The organism is Ruegeria sp. AG7 (assembly GCF_056541545.1).
This window is the reverse complement of record NZ_JBQFYP010000008.1, coordinates 146,475-162,430: the sequence shown is the minus strand read 5'-3', so window position 1 is coordinate 162,430 and position 15,956 is coordinate 146,475. Positions and strand designations below refer to the sequence as shown.

Here is a 15,956-nt window from a genome sequence, read left to right as displayed (position 1 = left end):
GTTCATTACCCATGTGCGGACGGTTTGCAATAACTCTTCCCAACGACGCAATGGCGCAGCTGTTTTCGGCTCGCCCGGCAAACGCTCTGCCTGCGGTGCCGAATTTCAATGTTTGTCCGACAAATCAGGTACATGTCGTGCGTAGTGGCGAAACAGGGCGCCATCTGGACGCGCTGCGGTGGGGATTCCTGCCGCATTGGTACAAGACCGAAACAGCGGGGCCGTTGCTGATCAACGCCCGGGCCGAGACCCTGGCGGACAAGCCCGCCTTTCGCGATGCTTGCCGGACACGCCGCTGTCTGATCTTAGCGACCGGGTTCTATGAATGGACAAAAACGAAACAGGGAACGCGCCTGCCCTGGTATATCCACCGTCAGGACAAAGCTCCGATTGCTTTTGCCGGGGTCTGGCAGGACTGGGGTCCTGAAGGTGAACGGCAGGGCACCTGTGCAATCGTGACGACGGCTGCCAACAAAAGGCTTGAGGTCATTCATCAGCGAATGCCCTTGATCGTAGAACCCGAAGACTGGCCATTGTGGTTGGGTGAAGCCGGAAAAGGGGCCGCGCGGCTGATGCAGCCGGGGCACGAGGATGTGCTGACCTTCCACCGGGTCAGTCCTGTGGTGAACTCGAACCGGGCCAGCGGGCCAGAGCTGATCGAACCTTATGACGCGTGACCTTTTCTTTAGAAACGCAGCAAGCTAAACCTTCGGCATGGCTCTGAAATTTCCTGACCTGACCCAACTTTACGCGCACGGGTATGATACCGTGATCGACGTTCGCAGCCCTGCCGAGTTTGCCGAAGATCATCTACCGGGTGCAATAAACCTGCCTGTGCTGAACAACGAGGAACGCGCCCGGGTCGGAACCATTTATGTACAGGACAGCCCCTTTCTGGCGCGCAAGCTGGGCGCTGCTTTGGTGTTCCGCAATGCAGCTAATCACATCGAACACCACCTCAGCCATCATGACGGAGCGTGGCGCCCCTTGGTCTATTGCTGGCGCGGTGGACAGCGTTCCGGATCATTCACATGGATGTTGCAGCAAATCGGTTGGCGCGCGGAAGTTGTTGAGGGCGGCTATCGTACCTACCGTCGATTGGTGAACGCTTATTTGTACGATGATCCCTTGCCACATCGGCTGATCGCGCTGGATGGCTACACGGGCACCGCAAAAACCGATCTTTTGGCTCTGTTGCACGCACGAGGTGTACAGGTTCTGGACCTTGAAGCGCTGGCCAACCATCGCGGGTCCTTGCTGGGCGAAAGGCCTGGGGGGCAGCCCAGCCAAAAGGGGTTTGAATCTGCTCTGTCCGCTGCGCTGTGCGCAATGAACCCGGCGCGTCCAGTCGTGGTCGAAGCGGAATCCTCCAAAATTGGCAGCTTGATTCTGCCACCCAGCCTTTGGAACGCGTTGTGTAAGGCTCCGCGCGTGAGCATTACGGCTTCGATTGAAGCACGTTCGGCCTATCTGGTGCGGGCTTATGACGACATTCTGTCTGACAGTGACCGATTGCGGGACCGGTTATCACCGCTGCGGTTCCATCGCGGGCATGAGGTCGTGGACGGGTGGCTGCGCTTGATTGATGCGGATGAAAAACAGGCGCTGACACAGGCGTTGATGGAACAGCATTATGATCCCGCATACACCAAGTCCCGGCAATCCCGCCCGGTACAGGTGTTGGCCAATCTCAATATCGCAACTTTGGACAATGCGGGGCTGAGCAACGCGGCCGCGCAAATTGAAATCCTGCTGGATCAGCTGTGAATGCGCAAGCCGGGTGTGCTGGTCAGTTGGCCAATGATCATTGCCGGATATCCCGCGTCCAGAAGATCTTGCAGAAGAGTATCGGCGTCCTTCGCATTCACGGCGGCCAGCAGGCCCCCGGCTGATTGCGGATCAAAAAGCAGCGCCGCCTTGCCCCCGGACGGAAGATTGGGCGCAATCGCGCTGTTGTCAGCAAAAATCGTTGACCGGACCCCCTGATCCGTCAGCGCAAGAGCACCGTCCATCACCTTTACAGCGTTCAGATCAAGCATGGCGCCGCAATGCGATGCGTCGCAGATGCCTTGCAGATGCCCGGCCAGACCAAACCCGGTCACGTCGGTCATCGCATGGGCGTTGGCCAAAATGCGGGCTGCATCGCCCTGCGGCTGTGTCATATGTTTGTAGGCTGCCGCGACCCAGGCCCCTTCGGCAAGACCGGCCATTTCCGCTGCCATCAGAACTCCGCTTCCCAAGGGTTTGGTCAGGATCAGGCGATCTCCCGGCTGCCCGCCCGCCAATGTAATCGGGGTAGCCTCACACAGGCCAGTCAGCGTGAAACCAACAGTCATCTCATCGCCCATTGAACTGTGCCCGCCCACGATTTCTGCGCCCGCAGCGCGCATGACGTCACTCGCGACTGACATGACTTCGGACATTGTGCGGCTTTGCAGGGGGGCGGACATGCGCGGCAGGATGATCGTTGCCGTGGCCGCCTGAGGCGCGGCCCCCATGGCCCAGATATCCCCTAGGGCGTGAACCGCGGCAACACGCGTCATCAGTGCGGGATCGTTGGTGAAAGCCCGCAGATGGTCGGACGTCATGACTTGCTGCGCCCCGCCCGTTTGCAATAGCGCGGCATCGTCGCCGGGCAAGGTAGTGACGTCGGTACGAGTAGGGGCGGGGAGGGATTTCAGGGCGATTTGCAATGCGTCGCGCCCGATCTTTGCTCCACATCCTCCGCACATGGGCTTTTCACCCAAAACCCCATCAAGCCCAGCGGCCCGGTCGCGTGGCAGGGCGGGCGGTGTCATTCGCGGCAGGTCGCGAAACTTTTTCATGAAACTCTGGTCGATATGGTTCTTCCAGGCCCACATCAACGGGCCGCTGAACGATGTTCCCAAACGCTCGGCCAGTGCAGACTTGCCACCTAGTGAGATCAGTTTGAGATAGTCTTTTTGCGGTGTGTATTTTCGCATCCGTCCCGCGCCGAGCGCTGCGCGCAGATTATCGAACAAAACCGGCGCTTCGCGCACCGCATAGACGCCAGCCTTCGGTCTGGGGTTTTCCGAAAGATGGGCGCAATCCCCGGCGGCAAACACAGCCGGATCACTGGATTGCAGGTAGCTGTTCACGCGGATGTATCCGTCCTGAAGGTCAAGCCCTGTATTTGCGATCCAGTCATAGGCGCGGGCTCCGGCGGCACCGGTCACGAAACCAGCCGGAATTGTGCGCCCGTCCTGTAGTTCCACGTGATCCTGCCCGATCCGGGTGATCACCGTGTTTTCGATCACCTCCACGCCAAGATCATGCATTGCAATCCGGATTGTTGCCGCCGCCTTGGGTTTGGTTGCAGTCAGGGCCGAGGCACTATCGATCAGGGTAATCTGTGCCGCCCGCCCCCTGGCCTTTAACGCGTGCGCCATCGCCATGACCAGTTCGACGCCCGCGACGCCACCGCCGATCACAGCGACCGAGGCCGGCCCTTGACCCTTTAGATACTCGGCCCATTTTGCGGCAAAGGGTCCCAACGGTTTGGCTGGCACTGCATGTTCCGCAAAGCCCGGCAGGGCGGGCATGTCCGATGTGATCCCTACATTGATCGAAGCCACATCGAAGCCTACCGGAGGATGCCCGGGGACGTGCACTTCATGTGTTTCGGTGTCGATGCCTCTGACCGCACCCAAGATCACACGTGCACCTGCGAAACGGGCCAGTCTGACAAGATCGATATCCAGCTCCCACCGGTCGTAATGACCGGCGACATATCCGGGCAACATTCCTGAGTAGGGGGCAGTGGGGCCGGGGTTGATCACGGTTACCCGCGCGCCGGGCAACGGGTTCATTCCCCATTTGCGCAGCAGCAGGGCATGGGTGTGGCCGCCGCCAATAAAAACCAGATCACGGGTCAGGGGCAGCGGAGATGTGTGCATTTGTGTTAATTCGCGCTGTGGTCCGGAACATCCTCGACCTGCTCGACCGCGTGGGTGGCCCAGAGCTCATCCTCGCCAGCATCGGGCAGGTCGCTGGGCAGTTCATGACGGTGAATGTGCCATTTTGCAATGAACAGGGCCGTGATCGGAGCCGTCAGGAATAGAAACAGCGTGATCAGAAGCTCGTGTAGCGACAGTTTGCCTTCCAGCAGAACGGAATGGGTGATCGAAGCAAGCAACACCCCGCCCACACCCAAAGTTGTCGCTTTGGTCGGCGCGTGAAGGCGCGACATAGGGTCATTCAACTTGATCATGCCGAAGGACCCGACAAACCCGAAGATACCCGAGACTATCAGGAAAACGGCGATCAGCAGCTCTGCAAGGAATGTCATATCGCCCTCATTCGATGATGTTGCCGCGCAGCATGAAGCGCGCATAAGCCACGGTTGAGACAAAACCCAGCATCGCGATGATCATCGCCGCTTCGAAGAAAATCTCGGTCCCTTTCGACAGGCCATAAAGGATCATCAGGGCAATCGTATTGATGACCATCGTATCCAGAGCCAGAACCCGTGTCCCAACGCCGTCCGCGGTAATGATCCGCCACAGACACATCATGATCGCCGCGCCGAAACAGGCAAATGCAAAGTAGATTGCGTATTCGATCATTCGAAAATCTCCTTCAGGCGACGTTCATAGCGTTGCTTGATTTCGTCGCGCACCTGATCCGGGTTCGGCGCGTCCAGGCAATGAACCAGCAGATTGTGCCCCTGTGCCGACAGGTCGCAACTGACGGTGCCGGGCGTCATCGTGATGGTTCCGGCCAGCACGGTTATGGCCTCGGGTGTCCGAAGCTCCAGCGGAATGCTAACCCAGTTGGGCCGCCGGTCTTCATTGCGTTTGAAGAGGACGATCCGGGCCACCGTCATATTTGCAACGACAATATCCCACAGCACCACGATCATGTATTCGGCGACCATGGGCCAGTTGCGCAGCTTGGGCCTGTCGGGCCAGTAAGGTTGTGTGACGAAGGGAATGATGATTCCAAGGATCAGGCCAAAGACCAGAGAATTCAGTGACGGCTTGTTCGCCAGCAGGATCCAGACGATCGTTAATAGAATGGTCAGGTGTGGGTGCGGAAATATCCGGTGCAGTAGTTTCATCACTCGGCCCCTCCCAATACAGCAGAGATGTAGTTTGCAGGCGTAAACAGCTGGTCTGCGGTTTGGCTTGTATATTCCAGCGCTGGGCCCGCGAACAATGTCAGCAGGATCAGGCCGGCTACGGCGCCAAACACGGCAGTAAAGGCCAGACCGGGTTTTGGTTCAGGTGCGACCGGTGCGGGGGCAGCTTCATTTTCCGCTGGTTCAGCTATCGGAACAGCCTGAGTGTCGTAGCTTTTCCAGAAAATCAAAGTTCCGGCTCGGGCCAAGCCAATTATTGTGACGAATGAGCTGATCAGAATCACGGCCCAGACCGCCGTGGCATCCGAAGCATCGCGCGAGGCGTCCAGCACAAGCAGCTTGCCTATAAAGCCGGACAAGGGCGGCATTCCCGCCATCGCAATCGCCCCCACGAAGAACAGTGCAGACACCAGCCCGCTTTGCGGCATGGGTGGCGTTGGTGCGATGGCCCCGCCGCGCCGCGCCATCACCAGATCGGCAACCAGGAACAGCAGGGCTGTCGCCAGCGTCGAATGGAACACATAGTACAGCGCCGCGGCTGTCGCATCAGGCGTAAATTGCGAGATCGCGATCAACAGGGTGCCCATGGATGCAATCGCGCAGAACGCCACCATGCGGGCGATATGTTTTGACCCCAGAATGCCGATAGCCCCGACAGCCAAAGTGACAAGTGCAGCAGGTTGCAACCACTCACCCACCAGACCTTCTGTCGCTGCGACATCGGGGCCAAAGGCCAATGTGAACATCCGCAGAATCGAGTAAGCCCCGACCTTGGTCATGATTGCAAACAGGGCCGCGACGGGCATTGGCGCATTGGCATAGCTGGCAGGTAGCCAGAAATGCAGGGGCAGAACGGCGGCCTTGATGCAAAAGACCAGCAACAAAAGGACTGCGCCAACCCGCAACAATGCCGTATCCTCGGTCGGGATTTCGGCAACCCTTATGGCGATATCCGCCATGTTCAGTGTCCCGGTCACGCCATAGATCGTGCCCAACGCAAACAGGAACAAAGTCGATCCCAACAGGTTGTAAGCCACATATTGCACACCCGCCTTCAATCGCACCGCACCGCCACCATGGGTCATCAGGCCATAAGAGGCGATCAGCAGAACTTCGAAAAACACGAAAAGGTTAAAGGCATCTCCGGTCAGGAATGCGCCGCAGACACCCATAAGCTGAAAATGGAACAGGGCGTGGAAGTGTTTGCCCCGATCATCCCAGCCTGTTGCAATGGCATAAAGCACAATCGGCAAGGCAAGCAGAGCTGTCAGCAAAACCATCATAGCTGACATTCGATCCAGCACCATGACAATGCCAAACGGGGCGGGCCAGTTTCCAAGCTCGTAAACCTGAATATCTCCGCCCGAAGCCTGCGCTGTGATTGTCAGCGCAATCCCAAGCAAGGCCACAACACCGGCGACCGAAAAGATGCGCTGCAGATCCAGATGGTATCGCAGGACCATGATGCTAAACGGAGCCAGGATCGCGGGCAGGACGATCGGCGCAACGATCCAGTGGTTCATGCGTCTTCTCCTGCTGCGTCCACGCTGTCCTGCGCTGTCATGTCGATATGGTCATCCTTGGAGGACAGGTACGCGCTGAGCGAGATCATCACGATCACCGCGGTCATTCCAAAGGAAATCACAATTGCGGTCAGCACCAGCGCCTGTGGCAGAGGATCGGTGTAAGCGACGTCCTTGTATTTGTTCAGAACCGGGGGGGCGTTCAGCGCAAGACGCCCGGTCGCGAACAGGAACACGTTGACCGCGTAAGTGATCAGCGACAGGCCCAGAATGACCGGAAACGTCCGGCGGCGCAGGATCAGGAATATTCCGGCAGCGGTCAATATACCGACGGCAGAGGCTACGAGCGCTTCCATCAGGCCTGCTCCTTCTCTTGTTCTTGTTCCGGTGGAGAGTCCCGCAGGGGATTGATATCCATCGGGAATTCCTGTGCCATTCCGGGCTGCCACGCAAAGCGGGACAGGCTGTCGAGTGCCAGCATGACCGCACCCAGAACCGCAAGGAACACGCCCGTGTCAAACAGCATGGCGGTGGCCCATTCGAATTCCTCAAGCGGGGGCCAGTGGAGATAGCCAAAATCACTGGTCAGGAAGGGGCGTTCATTGAACCAGGCCCCCAGCCCCGTGGCAGCGGCGATCAGCACGCCCCAGCCAATGGTGCCGTGGTAATAAAACCGCTGCCGCTCAATCGCCCAAGTATAGCCGCTGGCCATGTATTGCATCAGATAGGCGATGGCGACGATCAGCCCAGCGATAAATCCGCCGCCGGGCTGGTTGTGCCCACGGAAGAAAATATAGGCTCCGACCATCAGCGCAATCGGCATCATCACGCGGGTCGCCACAACCATCATCAGCGGGTGTGAATCACCAGACTGCGGCCAGTGCGGTTTGCGATTCAGCAGGTAACTGCGGACATTGGTGCTTAGCACGGATTCCGTCAGCGCAAAGATAATCAGCGCGGCAATGCCCAGCACGATGATCTCTCCAAACGTATCAAAACCCCGGAAGTCGACCAGGATCACGTTGACCACATTGGTGCCGCCACCGCCCTTATAGGAATTGGCCAGATGGAACTCTGAAATCGTTGGAAATGCAAAATCGCGCATCATCATCGCGTAGACCAGCGCGCCGGTGCCAAGACCGGCAACGACGGAAATCGCGGCATCCCGCCATCGCCGCGCTGCGCTGCTGTCCCATGGCGTCTCGGTCGGCAGGAAGTTCAGCGACAGCAGCAACAAGATCATCGTTACCACCTCGACCGAGATTTGCGTCAGGGCAAGGTCCGGAGCGGAAAGATAGTTGAACGCGATGGAAACGATCAGGCCCACGACGCCGATCAACACCAGCGACAACAGGCGGTTCCGGTGGAACCACATGATACCAAGCGTTGCGCCCACCAGACAAATCCAGCCGATCATCGGAATGATCTGCGCTGGCAGCGGAACGCGGGTTTCCAAGCCGATGGTTCCTGTCGAATAGGCGTAATAACCAAGGCCCACGGTGAAAGCGACGAAGATGATCGCATAGCGGCTGAGAACACCGTTATGCATTTCATCGGTGATCCAGCGGCTTAATCTGGTCAGCGCGTCGATGATAGCCTCAAAGATTACCTTGGCCTCGGGCCGGGGCAGGGCATTCCAGACCTGCTCGCCGCGTTTGTGCAGCGCCAGCAGGAAAAGGCCGCCCAATGTCGCAACAACCGACATGTAAAGTGCGGGCGTGAAGCCATGCCACAGTTTGAGCGAGTAATACGGCAGCTTCTCGCCGCCTATCACCGCGCTGGAAACCACGGCGATCAGGGGGCCAACGATCGCGGCGGAATTCAGACCGATCAGGACGACCAGTACAACCAGCAGTGCGGGCGCCAGCCACAGCCCGACAGGCGGGTCATGCGGATGGGCGGGATAATCGTCTCGCTGGGGTCCAAGGAAAACATGGCTGACGAATCGGAAAGAATAAGCGGCCGAAAACAGCGCTGCCAAAAGTGCCAGTCCCGGAACCAGATAATGTGAATGCAACCAGGTGGTATGGACGGTCTCTTCCAGCATCATCTCTTTCGACAAAAAGCCGTTCAGCGGCGGCAGACCCGCCATGGACAGGGCCGCGATGGTGCCGATGGTAAAGGTGATCGGCATCAGGTGGCGCAGACCGCCCAACCGTTTCAGGTTCCGCGTACCGGTCTCGTGATCCACGATCCCGGCGGTCATGAACAAGGCGGCCTTAAAGGTCGCATGGTTGATGATGTGGAAAATGGCGGCCACGGCGGCAATTTTGGTGCCAAAGCCCAGCAGCATGGTGATCAGGCCCAGATGGGATACGGTCGAAAAGGCCAGCAGCGCCTTTAGATCATCCTTGAACAGCGCGATGACCGCACCCAGCAGCATGGTGATCAGACCAGTCGTGGCCACGATGTAGAACCAGGCATCTGTTCCTGCCAGAACCGGCCACATCCGCGCCATCAGGAACAGACCGGCTTTCACCATGGTGGCCGAGTGCAAATAGGCGGAAACCGGTGTCGGTGCGGCCATCGCATGCGGCAGCCAGAAGTGAAACGGGAACTGTGCCGACTTGGTGAAAGCGCCCAACAGGATCAGGATCAACGCCGGCAGGTAGTAGGGGGACGCCTGAATCAGTTCCTTGCTCTGCAAAATGACACTCAGGTCATAGGACCCAACGATATTGCCGAGGATCAGCATCCCGGCGATCATCGCCAACCCACCCGAGCCGGTGACGGCCAAAGCCATGCGCGCGCCCTGTCGGCCATCGGGCAGATGTTTCCAATAGCCGATTAGCAGGAATGAGCTGAGCGATGTAAGTTCCCAGAAAACAATCAAAAGTAGGATATTGTCGGACAGGACAATACCAACCATCGCCCCCTGAAATAGCAGCAGGTAGGTATAGAACTGCCCCATCGGGTCTTCGCGCGACAGGTAAAACCGTGCGTAGAGAATGATGAGCAATCCAATGCCGAGGATCAGCAAGGCGAAAAGAAATCCCAGCCCGTCCAGCATGAAATTCGCGTTCAGGCCCAACCTCGGTATCCAGTCAAACCGGGCAGTCACGACGTCTCCGCGCATGACCGAAGGGATGTGGATCAGCAGCCCCATCAGGGCCAGAAATGTGGTCAACCCGGCTGCGGATGCGGCAGCGTTTCGGCCCGCGCGGATCAGCAGTGCGGGAAATACAGCACCAAGGAAGGGAAGGGCCGCGATAAGGAATAGGGACAAGTGCGATACTCCGGTCTGGGCGGTCAGGGTGAGGTCAATTTTGTAAGGATATTTTGCCGACTGTCCAGAGATGGCAACTTTTTAACGAGCTGAAATGGATCACCAAGGTATTGGCGGCGCAGCGCATTAATGACGCGATCTTGATCTGCGAGCTGTCTTTCACCGCGCAACCTGCTGTTTGGTTGTGATAGAAACAGCACCAGCGAACAGGAGGCTGAGGTGTGGCCGAAAAAATGAACCGATCCCGACGGTGGGTAGTGATTGGCGTCGGTGCCGCGATTGCTGCCGGGTTTGCGATTAGGCAATACAGGCTGATCCCCGAAGATCACAGCGGTGGCCGGATCAGTGTGGCCGACGCTCATGAGCAGGCAGTGGACGGGCGCGTTCTGCTGGTTGATATCCGCACACCGCGCGAGTGGCGCGCCTCGGGAATTGGCGAGGGCGCGGTACCGCTGGACTTGCGCCGCGAGGATTTCGTCGACGTTCTGACACAAATGACCGGCGGTGATCAGGCTGCGCCCGTGGCGCTGATTTGCGCCCGAGGGGTGCGGTCCGCGCGCCTCAGCAATCGTTTGATTGAAGCCGGATTCACAAATATCATCGACGTACCCGAGGGTATGTTGGGCTCGGCGGCCGGGCCGGGATGGGTAAGAGCCGGTTTACCGGTTCGCAAATACAATGAGGATGCGGGATGATCAGGGAAATCGGCTTGGCAGCAGTATTTGCCTTCACCGCGCAGTTGGCCCTGGCGGGTTGCGCTGATCAGGGGGATATTTGCGAAACCTCCTTGGGCGCGTACCATATCGAACTGCCCGATGCGGAAAACCCGCCATTGGTGGTGTTTCTGCACGGATATGGCGGCAGTGGATCGGGAACGATGCGAAATCGCGGGATGGTCGAACCTCTGTTGGCGCGCGGTTATGCAGTGATGGCGCCTGAAGGTTCGGAAAGGCCCAACCGGGGCGGCAGAAAAAGCTGGAATTTTATCCCTGGATTTGGCGAACGGGATGAAACCGCCTTTCTGTCCGAAGTGGTTCAGGACGCGGAAAACCGGTTCGGAATCAATGTGGACCGGGTCATGCTGGGCGGGTTTTCGGCTGGTGGCTTTATGGTCAACTATCTCGCCTGCAAGGCGCCCGAGACATTTTCAGCATATGTTCCGGTGTCCGGAGGATTCTGGCGGCCACACCCAGAAACCTGCAAGGGTCCAATCCGGATGTTACATACCCATGGCTGGACGGACAACGTAGTTCCGCTTGAGGGGCGCGTACTGGGCGGTGGCCGGTTTCAGCAGGGCGATATCTATGCCGGGCTCGAAATCTGGCGCGCGGCAAATGGCTGCGTCGATCACAAACCGGCCGGCTTTAGCACAACGGAGAATTTCATGCGCCGCCGCTGGACCACCTGTGCCAAAGGCAGTGCGCTGGAGTTCGCCTTGTTCCCGGGCGGTCATACAGTTCCAGCCGGTTGGGCCGATATGGTCGTGGATTGGTACGAAGGGCTTCCCGGCAGTTGATCACTCTGCCGGGGTCATCTTGATCTTGCCTTCAACCAGTTGCTTCAGCTCGGCCCGGTAACGGCGGGCCGACCGGGTGATGGCAGGTTCGCGGAAATCCTCGCGCATCCCGACCATCCGGCGTGCGGCACCGGCCGAAACACCGCTGAGTGCCGATAGCGGGATGGCCAGGGCGAGACTGATGGCAATCGGAGCCAACCAGATCGAGACCAGCCCGGACAGGATACCAACACTCAAGGCGATGCCACTGACTGTTTCCAATGCATGACACAGAAGCAGTGTGCGTAATCCGTAACTGCCACCGTCGCGTGCTTGCGGCGACCAGCCCCGCTGAATGCCAAGCGCCGTCCGGAAAACGGCGATCATCTGTTGCACCATCAGGATCGGCGCATACAGGATCGACAGAATGACCTCGGCCAGAAACGAGGTCAGGAACTTGAGGCCGCCTCCGAATTCGGAATAGCGTACACCGCTTAGCGGCAAAGCCAGAACTCCCAGCACCTTGGGTGCCAGCAGCATTGCATACATCACAAGAATGATCAGAACGTGCCGGGTTTCCGACATTTCCGGCCATTGCGGGAACAGCGGATTATCGGGGCTGAAGTAATGCAGGACAGAAGCGTCTTTGCCCTGACCGATCAGTGCCCACATCAAAAGCAGCGCAAACCACAAAGGTGACATCAAATAGCCAACGGCACCGTGGAACATGTGAAAACGCGAGACGGCCCGGAATCCAGTTGAGCCCAACAGTTTCAGGTGTTGCAGATTGCCCTGGCACCAACGCCGATCCCGCAACGCATGATCGATCAGTGTGGGGGGCGTTTCCTCGTAAGATCCCCGAATGCGCGGCAGGAACCGCACCGCCCATCCGGCACGGCGCAGCAATCCAGCCTCGACGAAATCGTGGCTCATGATCAGCTTATCCTGACCGTTGAGCGCACGCATCTTGGGCAGTCCGGCACTGGTAGCGAAAGCCTTGGTGCGGATAATTGCGTTGTGGCCCCAATAATTACCCTCTTGCCCGCACCAACGCGCCAACCCTTCGGCAAAGGCGATGCCATAGACTCCATTGGCAAATTGTTGCATTCGGGCAAAAACCGATTGCGCGCCGATCAGTTGCGGATAGCTCTGAATCAGCCCGGCACCGGGATCACGCGCCAGCGCATCGGTCAGCCGGTGTATAGCGCGGCCGGTCATCAGGCTGTCCGCATCCAGAACCAGCATCGCGTCCCAGTCTGCGCCCCAGCGACTGACCCAGTCGGCGATGTTTCCCACCTTGCGGTCGGTGTTTTGCTCGCGACGGCGGTAATACAACTCCAGTCCTGGGGCGAGCGTGGTGCGCAGGGCTTCGACGCTGGCCTGTTCCTGTGCCGCGATTTCAGGATCGCGCGTGTCGGACAGGATAAACATGGCATAGTGATGCTGCCCACCGCGTGCCTGCAAATCTTCGAGCATGGTGCGGGCGTTGCCCAGCACGTTCCATGGCACTTCGTTGTATACCGGTGTCAAAAGGGCAACGCGCAGGGGCTGTGCTGTGCGTTTGCGCTGCGGACGATCTTGTCTCGACAGCGAAACCATACCCAGCAGAACGGTGCAGACCGTGAACGAAATCCAGAAGAAGTTGAACGAGATAAGCGCCAACAGGATGCCCTCGATCAGATTGATCCCCTGGGCGCTGAACCAGTCGCTCATGATCCACAGCAGGCCCAATGTCGCTACCATCGCCGGTGAAAACGCAAGCGCGCGCCAAAATCCAGTCGCGCCCGTGTCTGTGCCCGATGGGGCATCGGCATCGTGGAACCCAACGCTGAAATTCTGCGCGGGCATCGCCAGAGGTGCCTCGGGCGGCATGATATGCAAATCGCGGTTCATATGGTCCATCGGTAAAGCCACACCTCAGAGGCAGGCTGTTTGTCTTTCAGCAGTTGCGCGCGCAACTCGACATGATCGCGCCCATCTGGCTGGAATGAAAACGCAAGACGCAATCCACCCGTATCCGGGTTGCGTTGCAGAACACCGTCCGAGGTTTCTGCATGAGGGGAATCCACGAAGACACTGATCGCCTCGATATCATCGAACAAATCGCTGCCTTCGAAATCGATGACAGCCAAACGCCCTTCACCGAAGGTGTTCTCGCCCATGGCAGTGTTGGTCACCCGTGGCATCGGAGTGCGCTGAGGCTCCTCACCCCAGATCAGACGATAGGACAGGTCAACCCGACTGCCTGCTGCATAGGGTTCTGCCGGGCGCCAATAGGCGACGATGTTGTCGTAGATTTCCTGATCTGCCGGTATTTCGACCAAAGTAACGGTGCCTTTGCCCCAGTCATTCTGAGGCTCGACCCACAGGCCCGGGCGTTTGTGATAATTCGCCTCAAGGTCGGCATAGTCCGAAAACTCGCGCTTGCGCTGCATCAGCCCGAAGCCGCGCGGGTTCTCGTCAACGAAGGAAGATATTTGCAGGCGGGTCGGGTTGGCCAGCGGACGCCACAACACCTCGCCCGCGCCATTGCGGATCAACAGCCCGTCGCTGTCATGGACGGCAGGGCGGAAATCGTCAAACCGGCTGTGGTTGGTCTGGTCGAACAGGAACATCGAGGTGCCCGGCGCGATACCCACATGAGGCAGGTCTTCGCGGGGAAAAAGCGTGGCCTCGACATCGATAACGCAATCTGCCCCCGCCGTGACATTGAAGCGATAGGCGCCAGTCACGCTCGGACTGTCCATCAACGCATGGACGACCATATTGCGATGGCCGGGTTTGGGGCGTTCCAGCCAGAAACGGATGAATTCAGGAAATTCCTCACCATCCGGTTCGCCTGTTTTCAGGGCCAGACCGCGTGCTGACAAACCGTAGACCTCGTCCAGACCGATAGCGCGGAAATAGCTGGCACCCTGCCAGACGCAGAATTCATCCGTCTTGCCGGGGCGGTGCATCTCGGTCCGAAGGCGCAGGCCTGAAAAGCCCAGAGTCTCGTCGATGGGCAATTGTGGCACATCTTCAGATTTCTCGAACATCCCCAGATCGAAAACGACCGGTGTGGTCATGCCATTTTCGACCGTTTCCACCTTGACGGTCCGGGGGAAATACAGGCCCGGTGTGAAGAAATCGACGTTGAATGGTGTTTCGGTCTCGTACCACAAAGCCCGGTCCAGTCGGAATCGGATCGAGCGATACTGTTCGTAAGTCAGATCCTGCCATTCCTGAGGAACCATTTCACGTTCCGCATAAGGGCGGATGGCCAGGTCGCGGGCCAATTCGACCACGTGGTCGCGGTCAAAGGGGACTGCGCCCCCGGATGCATATGCCGATGGGGCAAAGGCCAAGGCTGTCGTCGAGACGAGGAATGCGCGACGGGTTAAATTCATCTCTTCAATTTCCAGGGTTGAGACTTGAACCAAGATGCCAGATAAGCCACGCCAATGATCATGGCAAAGCCAATCATATTGGCGACAAAGACGGTGGCAACATCCCGCCCAGTCTGATCAAGGGCAACGCCGATAAGTCGTGCTGCCGCCATGGAAAATACAAAGACTGCAAGGGATTGCTGACCGACTTTGGTGATGACTGTCAACAGGAACTGCCAGACGCGCGCGCCCATGCTGTGACCCGTCGCAATCAGGCGGTGACCATGTTCGCCTGCCGCGGCCCAACCCAGATAGGCCAATGACAGAAAATGGACATATCGCAGCGCGCCAAACTCGGTTTTGTCGCGCAATTCGTCAGTCAGTGGCCAGATCTTTCGGATCGCAGCGCCCAACTCAGGCGCAGCGGTATTGACCCAGAGGAAGACCTTCCAAGATCCAAACGGAGCTGACAGGATCAGGAACAAGGCAGCCGCCCAGACCAGAGATTTCGATACCGGTGGAGCGGGAATCCAGCCGCGCATCAAGGCAAATCCGGTGAAGAACAGCAATTGCCAGCCAAACGGGTTGAAAAACCATTGCCGATCCGACCACGGCTCGGCCGGAAGGGCCAGCGCGCCGGTCTGGGTGACACACCAGATCGCCACAGATGCAGCAGCCATCAGCCAGAAACTGATACGGTATAGCGCGATGTAGAGCGGCATCAGCGCCAGTACCACCAGATACATCGGCAAGATGTCAAAGTAGTTCGGTACATAAGTCAGCGTGAAGAGCCCCACCATCTGCGGGGCGGGATCATCGAAGAAATGCTGAAGGTTCAGCGACGAGACATAGGTTTTCTCGAACGCACCGGTCAGGTCCAGCGCTGCCATTGTCATGGCAACAAAGAAGAACAGGGCAATATGGGCCCAATAAACCTGCCAGATGCGATAGGCCACACGGGCTGTGCCCATCCACCAGCCCTTGTACAGGAACGCCCCGCCAAAGGCGATGGCCGAGGCCATGCCCGAACAGAACACGAAGATCTCGGTTGCATCTGAGTACCCAAAGCGCGCCGGGATCCAATTCGCCCAGGGATCATTGGGAATGTGGGCAATCAGGATGATGAACATCGCGATGCCGCGATAGAAATCCAGTCGCGGGTCACGCGTGCGGGCGGGGGTCGCAGCCGAGGCCGCGACGGGTGCAAAATCAGCAGCGGGCGATATGGTCGCCATACGGTCTC

The 15,956-nt window shown here is 58.4% G+C and carries 14 protein-coding genes; 4 read left to right on the top strand and 10 right to left on the bottom strand.

Features of this window, described 5'->3' with window-relative positions:
- Window positions 1-11 precede the first annotated feature (11 nt).
- A complete protein-coding gene (locus ACR0BF_RS12890) occupies window positions 12-677 on the top strand; it encodes an SOS response-associated peptidase (protein ID WP_480517665.1) in 666 nt (221 codons plus the stop codon).
- A gap of 37 nt (window positions 678-714) precedes the next feature.
- Window positions 715-1,767, top strand: a complete 1,053-nt coding sequence (mnmH, locus tag ACR0BF_RS12885; protein ID WP_480625050.1) for a tRNA 2-selenouridine(34) synthase MnmH — start codon at window positions 715-717, stop codon at window positions 1,765-1,767.
- On the opposite strand, the gene selD is transcribed toward mnmH, so the two are convergent.
- From selD to ACR0BF_RS12850, 7 genes are read right to left on the bottom strand one after another with little or no spacing between them, the layout of a single operon-like run.
- Window positions 1,758-3,917 (bottom strand): selenide, water dikinase SelD, encoded by a 2,160-nt coding sequence (selD, locus tag ACR0BF_RS12880; protein WP_480625049.1) that lies wholly within the window; start codon window positions 3,915-3,917, stop codon window positions 1,758-1,760. The genes mnmH and selD overlap by 10 nt on opposite strands.
- Before the next feature lie 5 nt (window positions 3,918-3,922).
- Entirely contained in the window at window positions 3,923-4,309 is a 387-nt protein-coding gene (locus tag ACR0BF_RS12875) for a Na+/H+ antiporter subunit G (protein ID WP_480473524.1), read from the bottom strand.
- Window positions 4,310-4,316: 7 nt separating this feature from the next.
- Window positions 4,317-4,586 carry a K+/H+ antiporter subunit F gene (locus ACR0BF_RS12870; RefSeq protein WP_209503286.1) on the bottom strand — a complete coding sequence of 90 codons (270 nt, stop codon included), beginning with the start codon at window positions 4,584-4,586 and terminating at the stop codon, window positions 4,317-4,319.
- A complete protein-coding gene (locus ACR0BF_RS12865; RefSeq protein WP_480625048.1) occupies window positions 4,583-5,080 on the bottom strand; it encodes a Na+/H+ antiporter subunit E in 498 nt (165 codons plus the stop codon). Before ACR0BF_RS12865 ends, ACR0BF_RS12870 begins: the two co-directional genes overlap by 4 nt.
- Window positions 5,080-6,624, bottom strand: coding sequence for a monovalent cation/H+ antiporter subunit D (locus ACR0BF_RS12860; protein WP_480485183.1), 1,545 nt, complete (start codon window positions 6,622-6,624; stop codon window positions 5,080-5,082). The genes ACR0BF_RS12865 and ACR0BF_RS12860 overlap by 1 nt, the downstream gene beginning before the upstream one ends.
- On the bottom strand, window positions 6,621-6,980 hold the full coding sequence (locus ACR0BF_RS12855; protein ID WP_209503290.1) for a Na+/H+ antiporter subunit C: 360 nt from the start codon (window positions 6,978-6,980) through the stop codon (window positions 6,621-6,623). The genes ACR0BF_RS12860 and ACR0BF_RS12855 overlap by 4 nt, the downstream gene beginning before the upstream one ends.
- On the bottom strand, window positions 6,980-9,850 hold the full coding sequence (locus ACR0BF_RS12850; RefSeq protein ID WP_480625047.1) for a monovalent cation/H+ antiporter subunit A: 2,871 nt from the start codon (window positions 9,848-9,850) through the stop codon (window positions 6,980-6,982). Before ACR0BF_RS12850 ends, ACR0BF_RS12855 begins: the two co-directional genes overlap by 1 nt.
- Window positions 9,851-10,083: 233 nt before the next feature.
- Between ACR0BF_RS12850 and ACR0BF_RS12845 the strand changes: the two genes are divergently transcribed.
- Both ACR0BF_RS12845 and ACR0BF_RS12840 read left to right on the top strand, forming a co-directional pair.
- Entirely contained in the window at window positions 10,084-10,545 is a 462-nt protein-coding gene (locus ACR0BF_RS12845) for a rhodanese-like domain-containing protein (protein ID WP_480553894.1), read from the top strand.
- Window positions 10,542-11,366, top strand: a complete 825-nt coding sequence (locus tag ACR0BF_RS12840; protein WP_480625046.1) for a CE1 family esterase — start codon at window positions 10,542-10,544, stop codon at window positions 11,364-11,366. The genes ACR0BF_RS12845 and ACR0BF_RS12840 overlap by 4 nt, the downstream gene beginning before the upstream one ends.
- On the opposite strand, the gene mdoH is transcribed toward ACR0BF_RS12840, so the two are convergent.
- The 3 genes from mdoH to ACR0BF_RS12825 are packed head-to-tail and all read right to left on the bottom strand — an operon-like array spanning window position 11,367 to window position 15,948.
- Window positions 11,367-13,238 (bottom strand): glucans biosynthesis glucosyltransferase MdoH, encoded by a 1,872-nt coding sequence (gene mdoH / locus ACR0BF_RS12835; protein WP_480625045.1) that lies wholly within the window; start codon window positions 13,236-13,238, stop codon window positions 11,367-11,369.
- Window positions 13,235-14,734 (bottom strand): OpgD/OpgG family glucan biosynthesis protein, encoded by a 1,500-nt coding sequence (locus ACR0BF_RS12830; RefSeq protein WP_480625044.1) that lies wholly within the window; start codon window positions 14,732-14,734, stop codon window positions 13,235-13,237. Before ACR0BF_RS12830 ends, mdoH begins: the two co-directional genes overlap by 4 nt.
- Window positions 14,731-15,948 carry an OpgC family protein gene (locus tag ACR0BF_RS12825; RefSeq protein WP_480517648.1) on the bottom strand — a complete coding sequence of 406 codons (1,218 nt, stop codon included), beginning with the start codon at window positions 15,946-15,948 and terminating at the stop codon, window positions 14,731-14,733. Before ACR0BF_RS12825 ends, ACR0BF_RS12830 begins: the two co-directional genes overlap by 4 nt.
- Window positions 15,949-15,956: the final 8 nt, after the last annotated feature.

Bases quoted from the DNA above. Each gene is read 5' to 3' on its own strand.
- ACR0BF_RS12890 (WP_480517665.1), top strand. From the start codon at position 12: ATGTGCGGACGGTTTGCAATAACTCTTCCCAACGACGCAATGGCGCAG.
- mnmH (WP_480625050.1), top strand. From the start codon at position 715: ATGGCTCTGAAATTTCCTGACCTGACCCAACTTTACGCGCACGGGTAT.
- selD (WP_480625049.1), bottom strand. From the start codon at position 3,917: ATGCACACATCTCCGCTGCCCCTGACCCGTGATCTGGTTTTTATTGGC.
- ACR0BF_RS12875 (WP_480473524.1), bottom strand. From the start codon at position 4,309: ATGACATTCCTTGCAGAGCTGCTGATCGCCGTTTTCCTGATAGTCTCG.
- ACR0BF_RS12870 (WP_209503286.1), bottom strand. From the start codon at position 4,586: ATGATCGAATACGCAATCTACTTTGCATTTGCCTGTTTCGGCGCGGCG.
- ACR0BF_RS12865 (WP_480625048.1), bottom strand. From the start codon at position 5,080: ATGAAACTACTGCACCGGATATTTCCGCACCCACACCTGACCATTCTA.
- ACR0BF_RS12860 (WP_480485183.1), bottom strand. From the start codon at position 6,624: ATGAACCACTGGATCGTTGCGCCGATCGTCCTGCCCGCGATCCTGGCT.
- ACR0BF_RS12855 (WP_209503290.1), bottom strand. From the start codon at position 6,980: ATGGAAGCGCTCGTAGCCTCTGCCGTCGGTATATTGACCGCTGCCGGA.
- ACR0BF_RS12845 (WP_480553894.1), top strand. From the start codon at position 10,084: ATGAACCGATCCCGACGGTGGGTAGTGATTGGCGTCGGTGCCGCGATT.
- ACR0BF_RS12840 (WP_480625046.1), top strand. From the start codon at position 10,542: ATGATCAGGGAAATCGGCTTGGCAGCAGTATTTGCCTTCACCGCGCAG.
- mdoH (WP_480625045.1), bottom strand. From the start codon at position 13,238: ATGAACCGCGATTTGCATATCATGCCGCCCGAGGCACCTCTGGCGATG.
- ACR0BF_RS12830 (WP_480625044.1), bottom strand. From the start codon at position 14,734: ATGAATTTAACCCGTCGCGCATTCCTCGTCTCGACGACAGCCTTGGCC.
- ACR0BF_RS12825 (WP_480517648.1), bottom strand. From the start codon at position 15,948: ATGGCGACCATATCGCCCGCTGCTGATTTTGCACCCGTCGCGGCCTCG.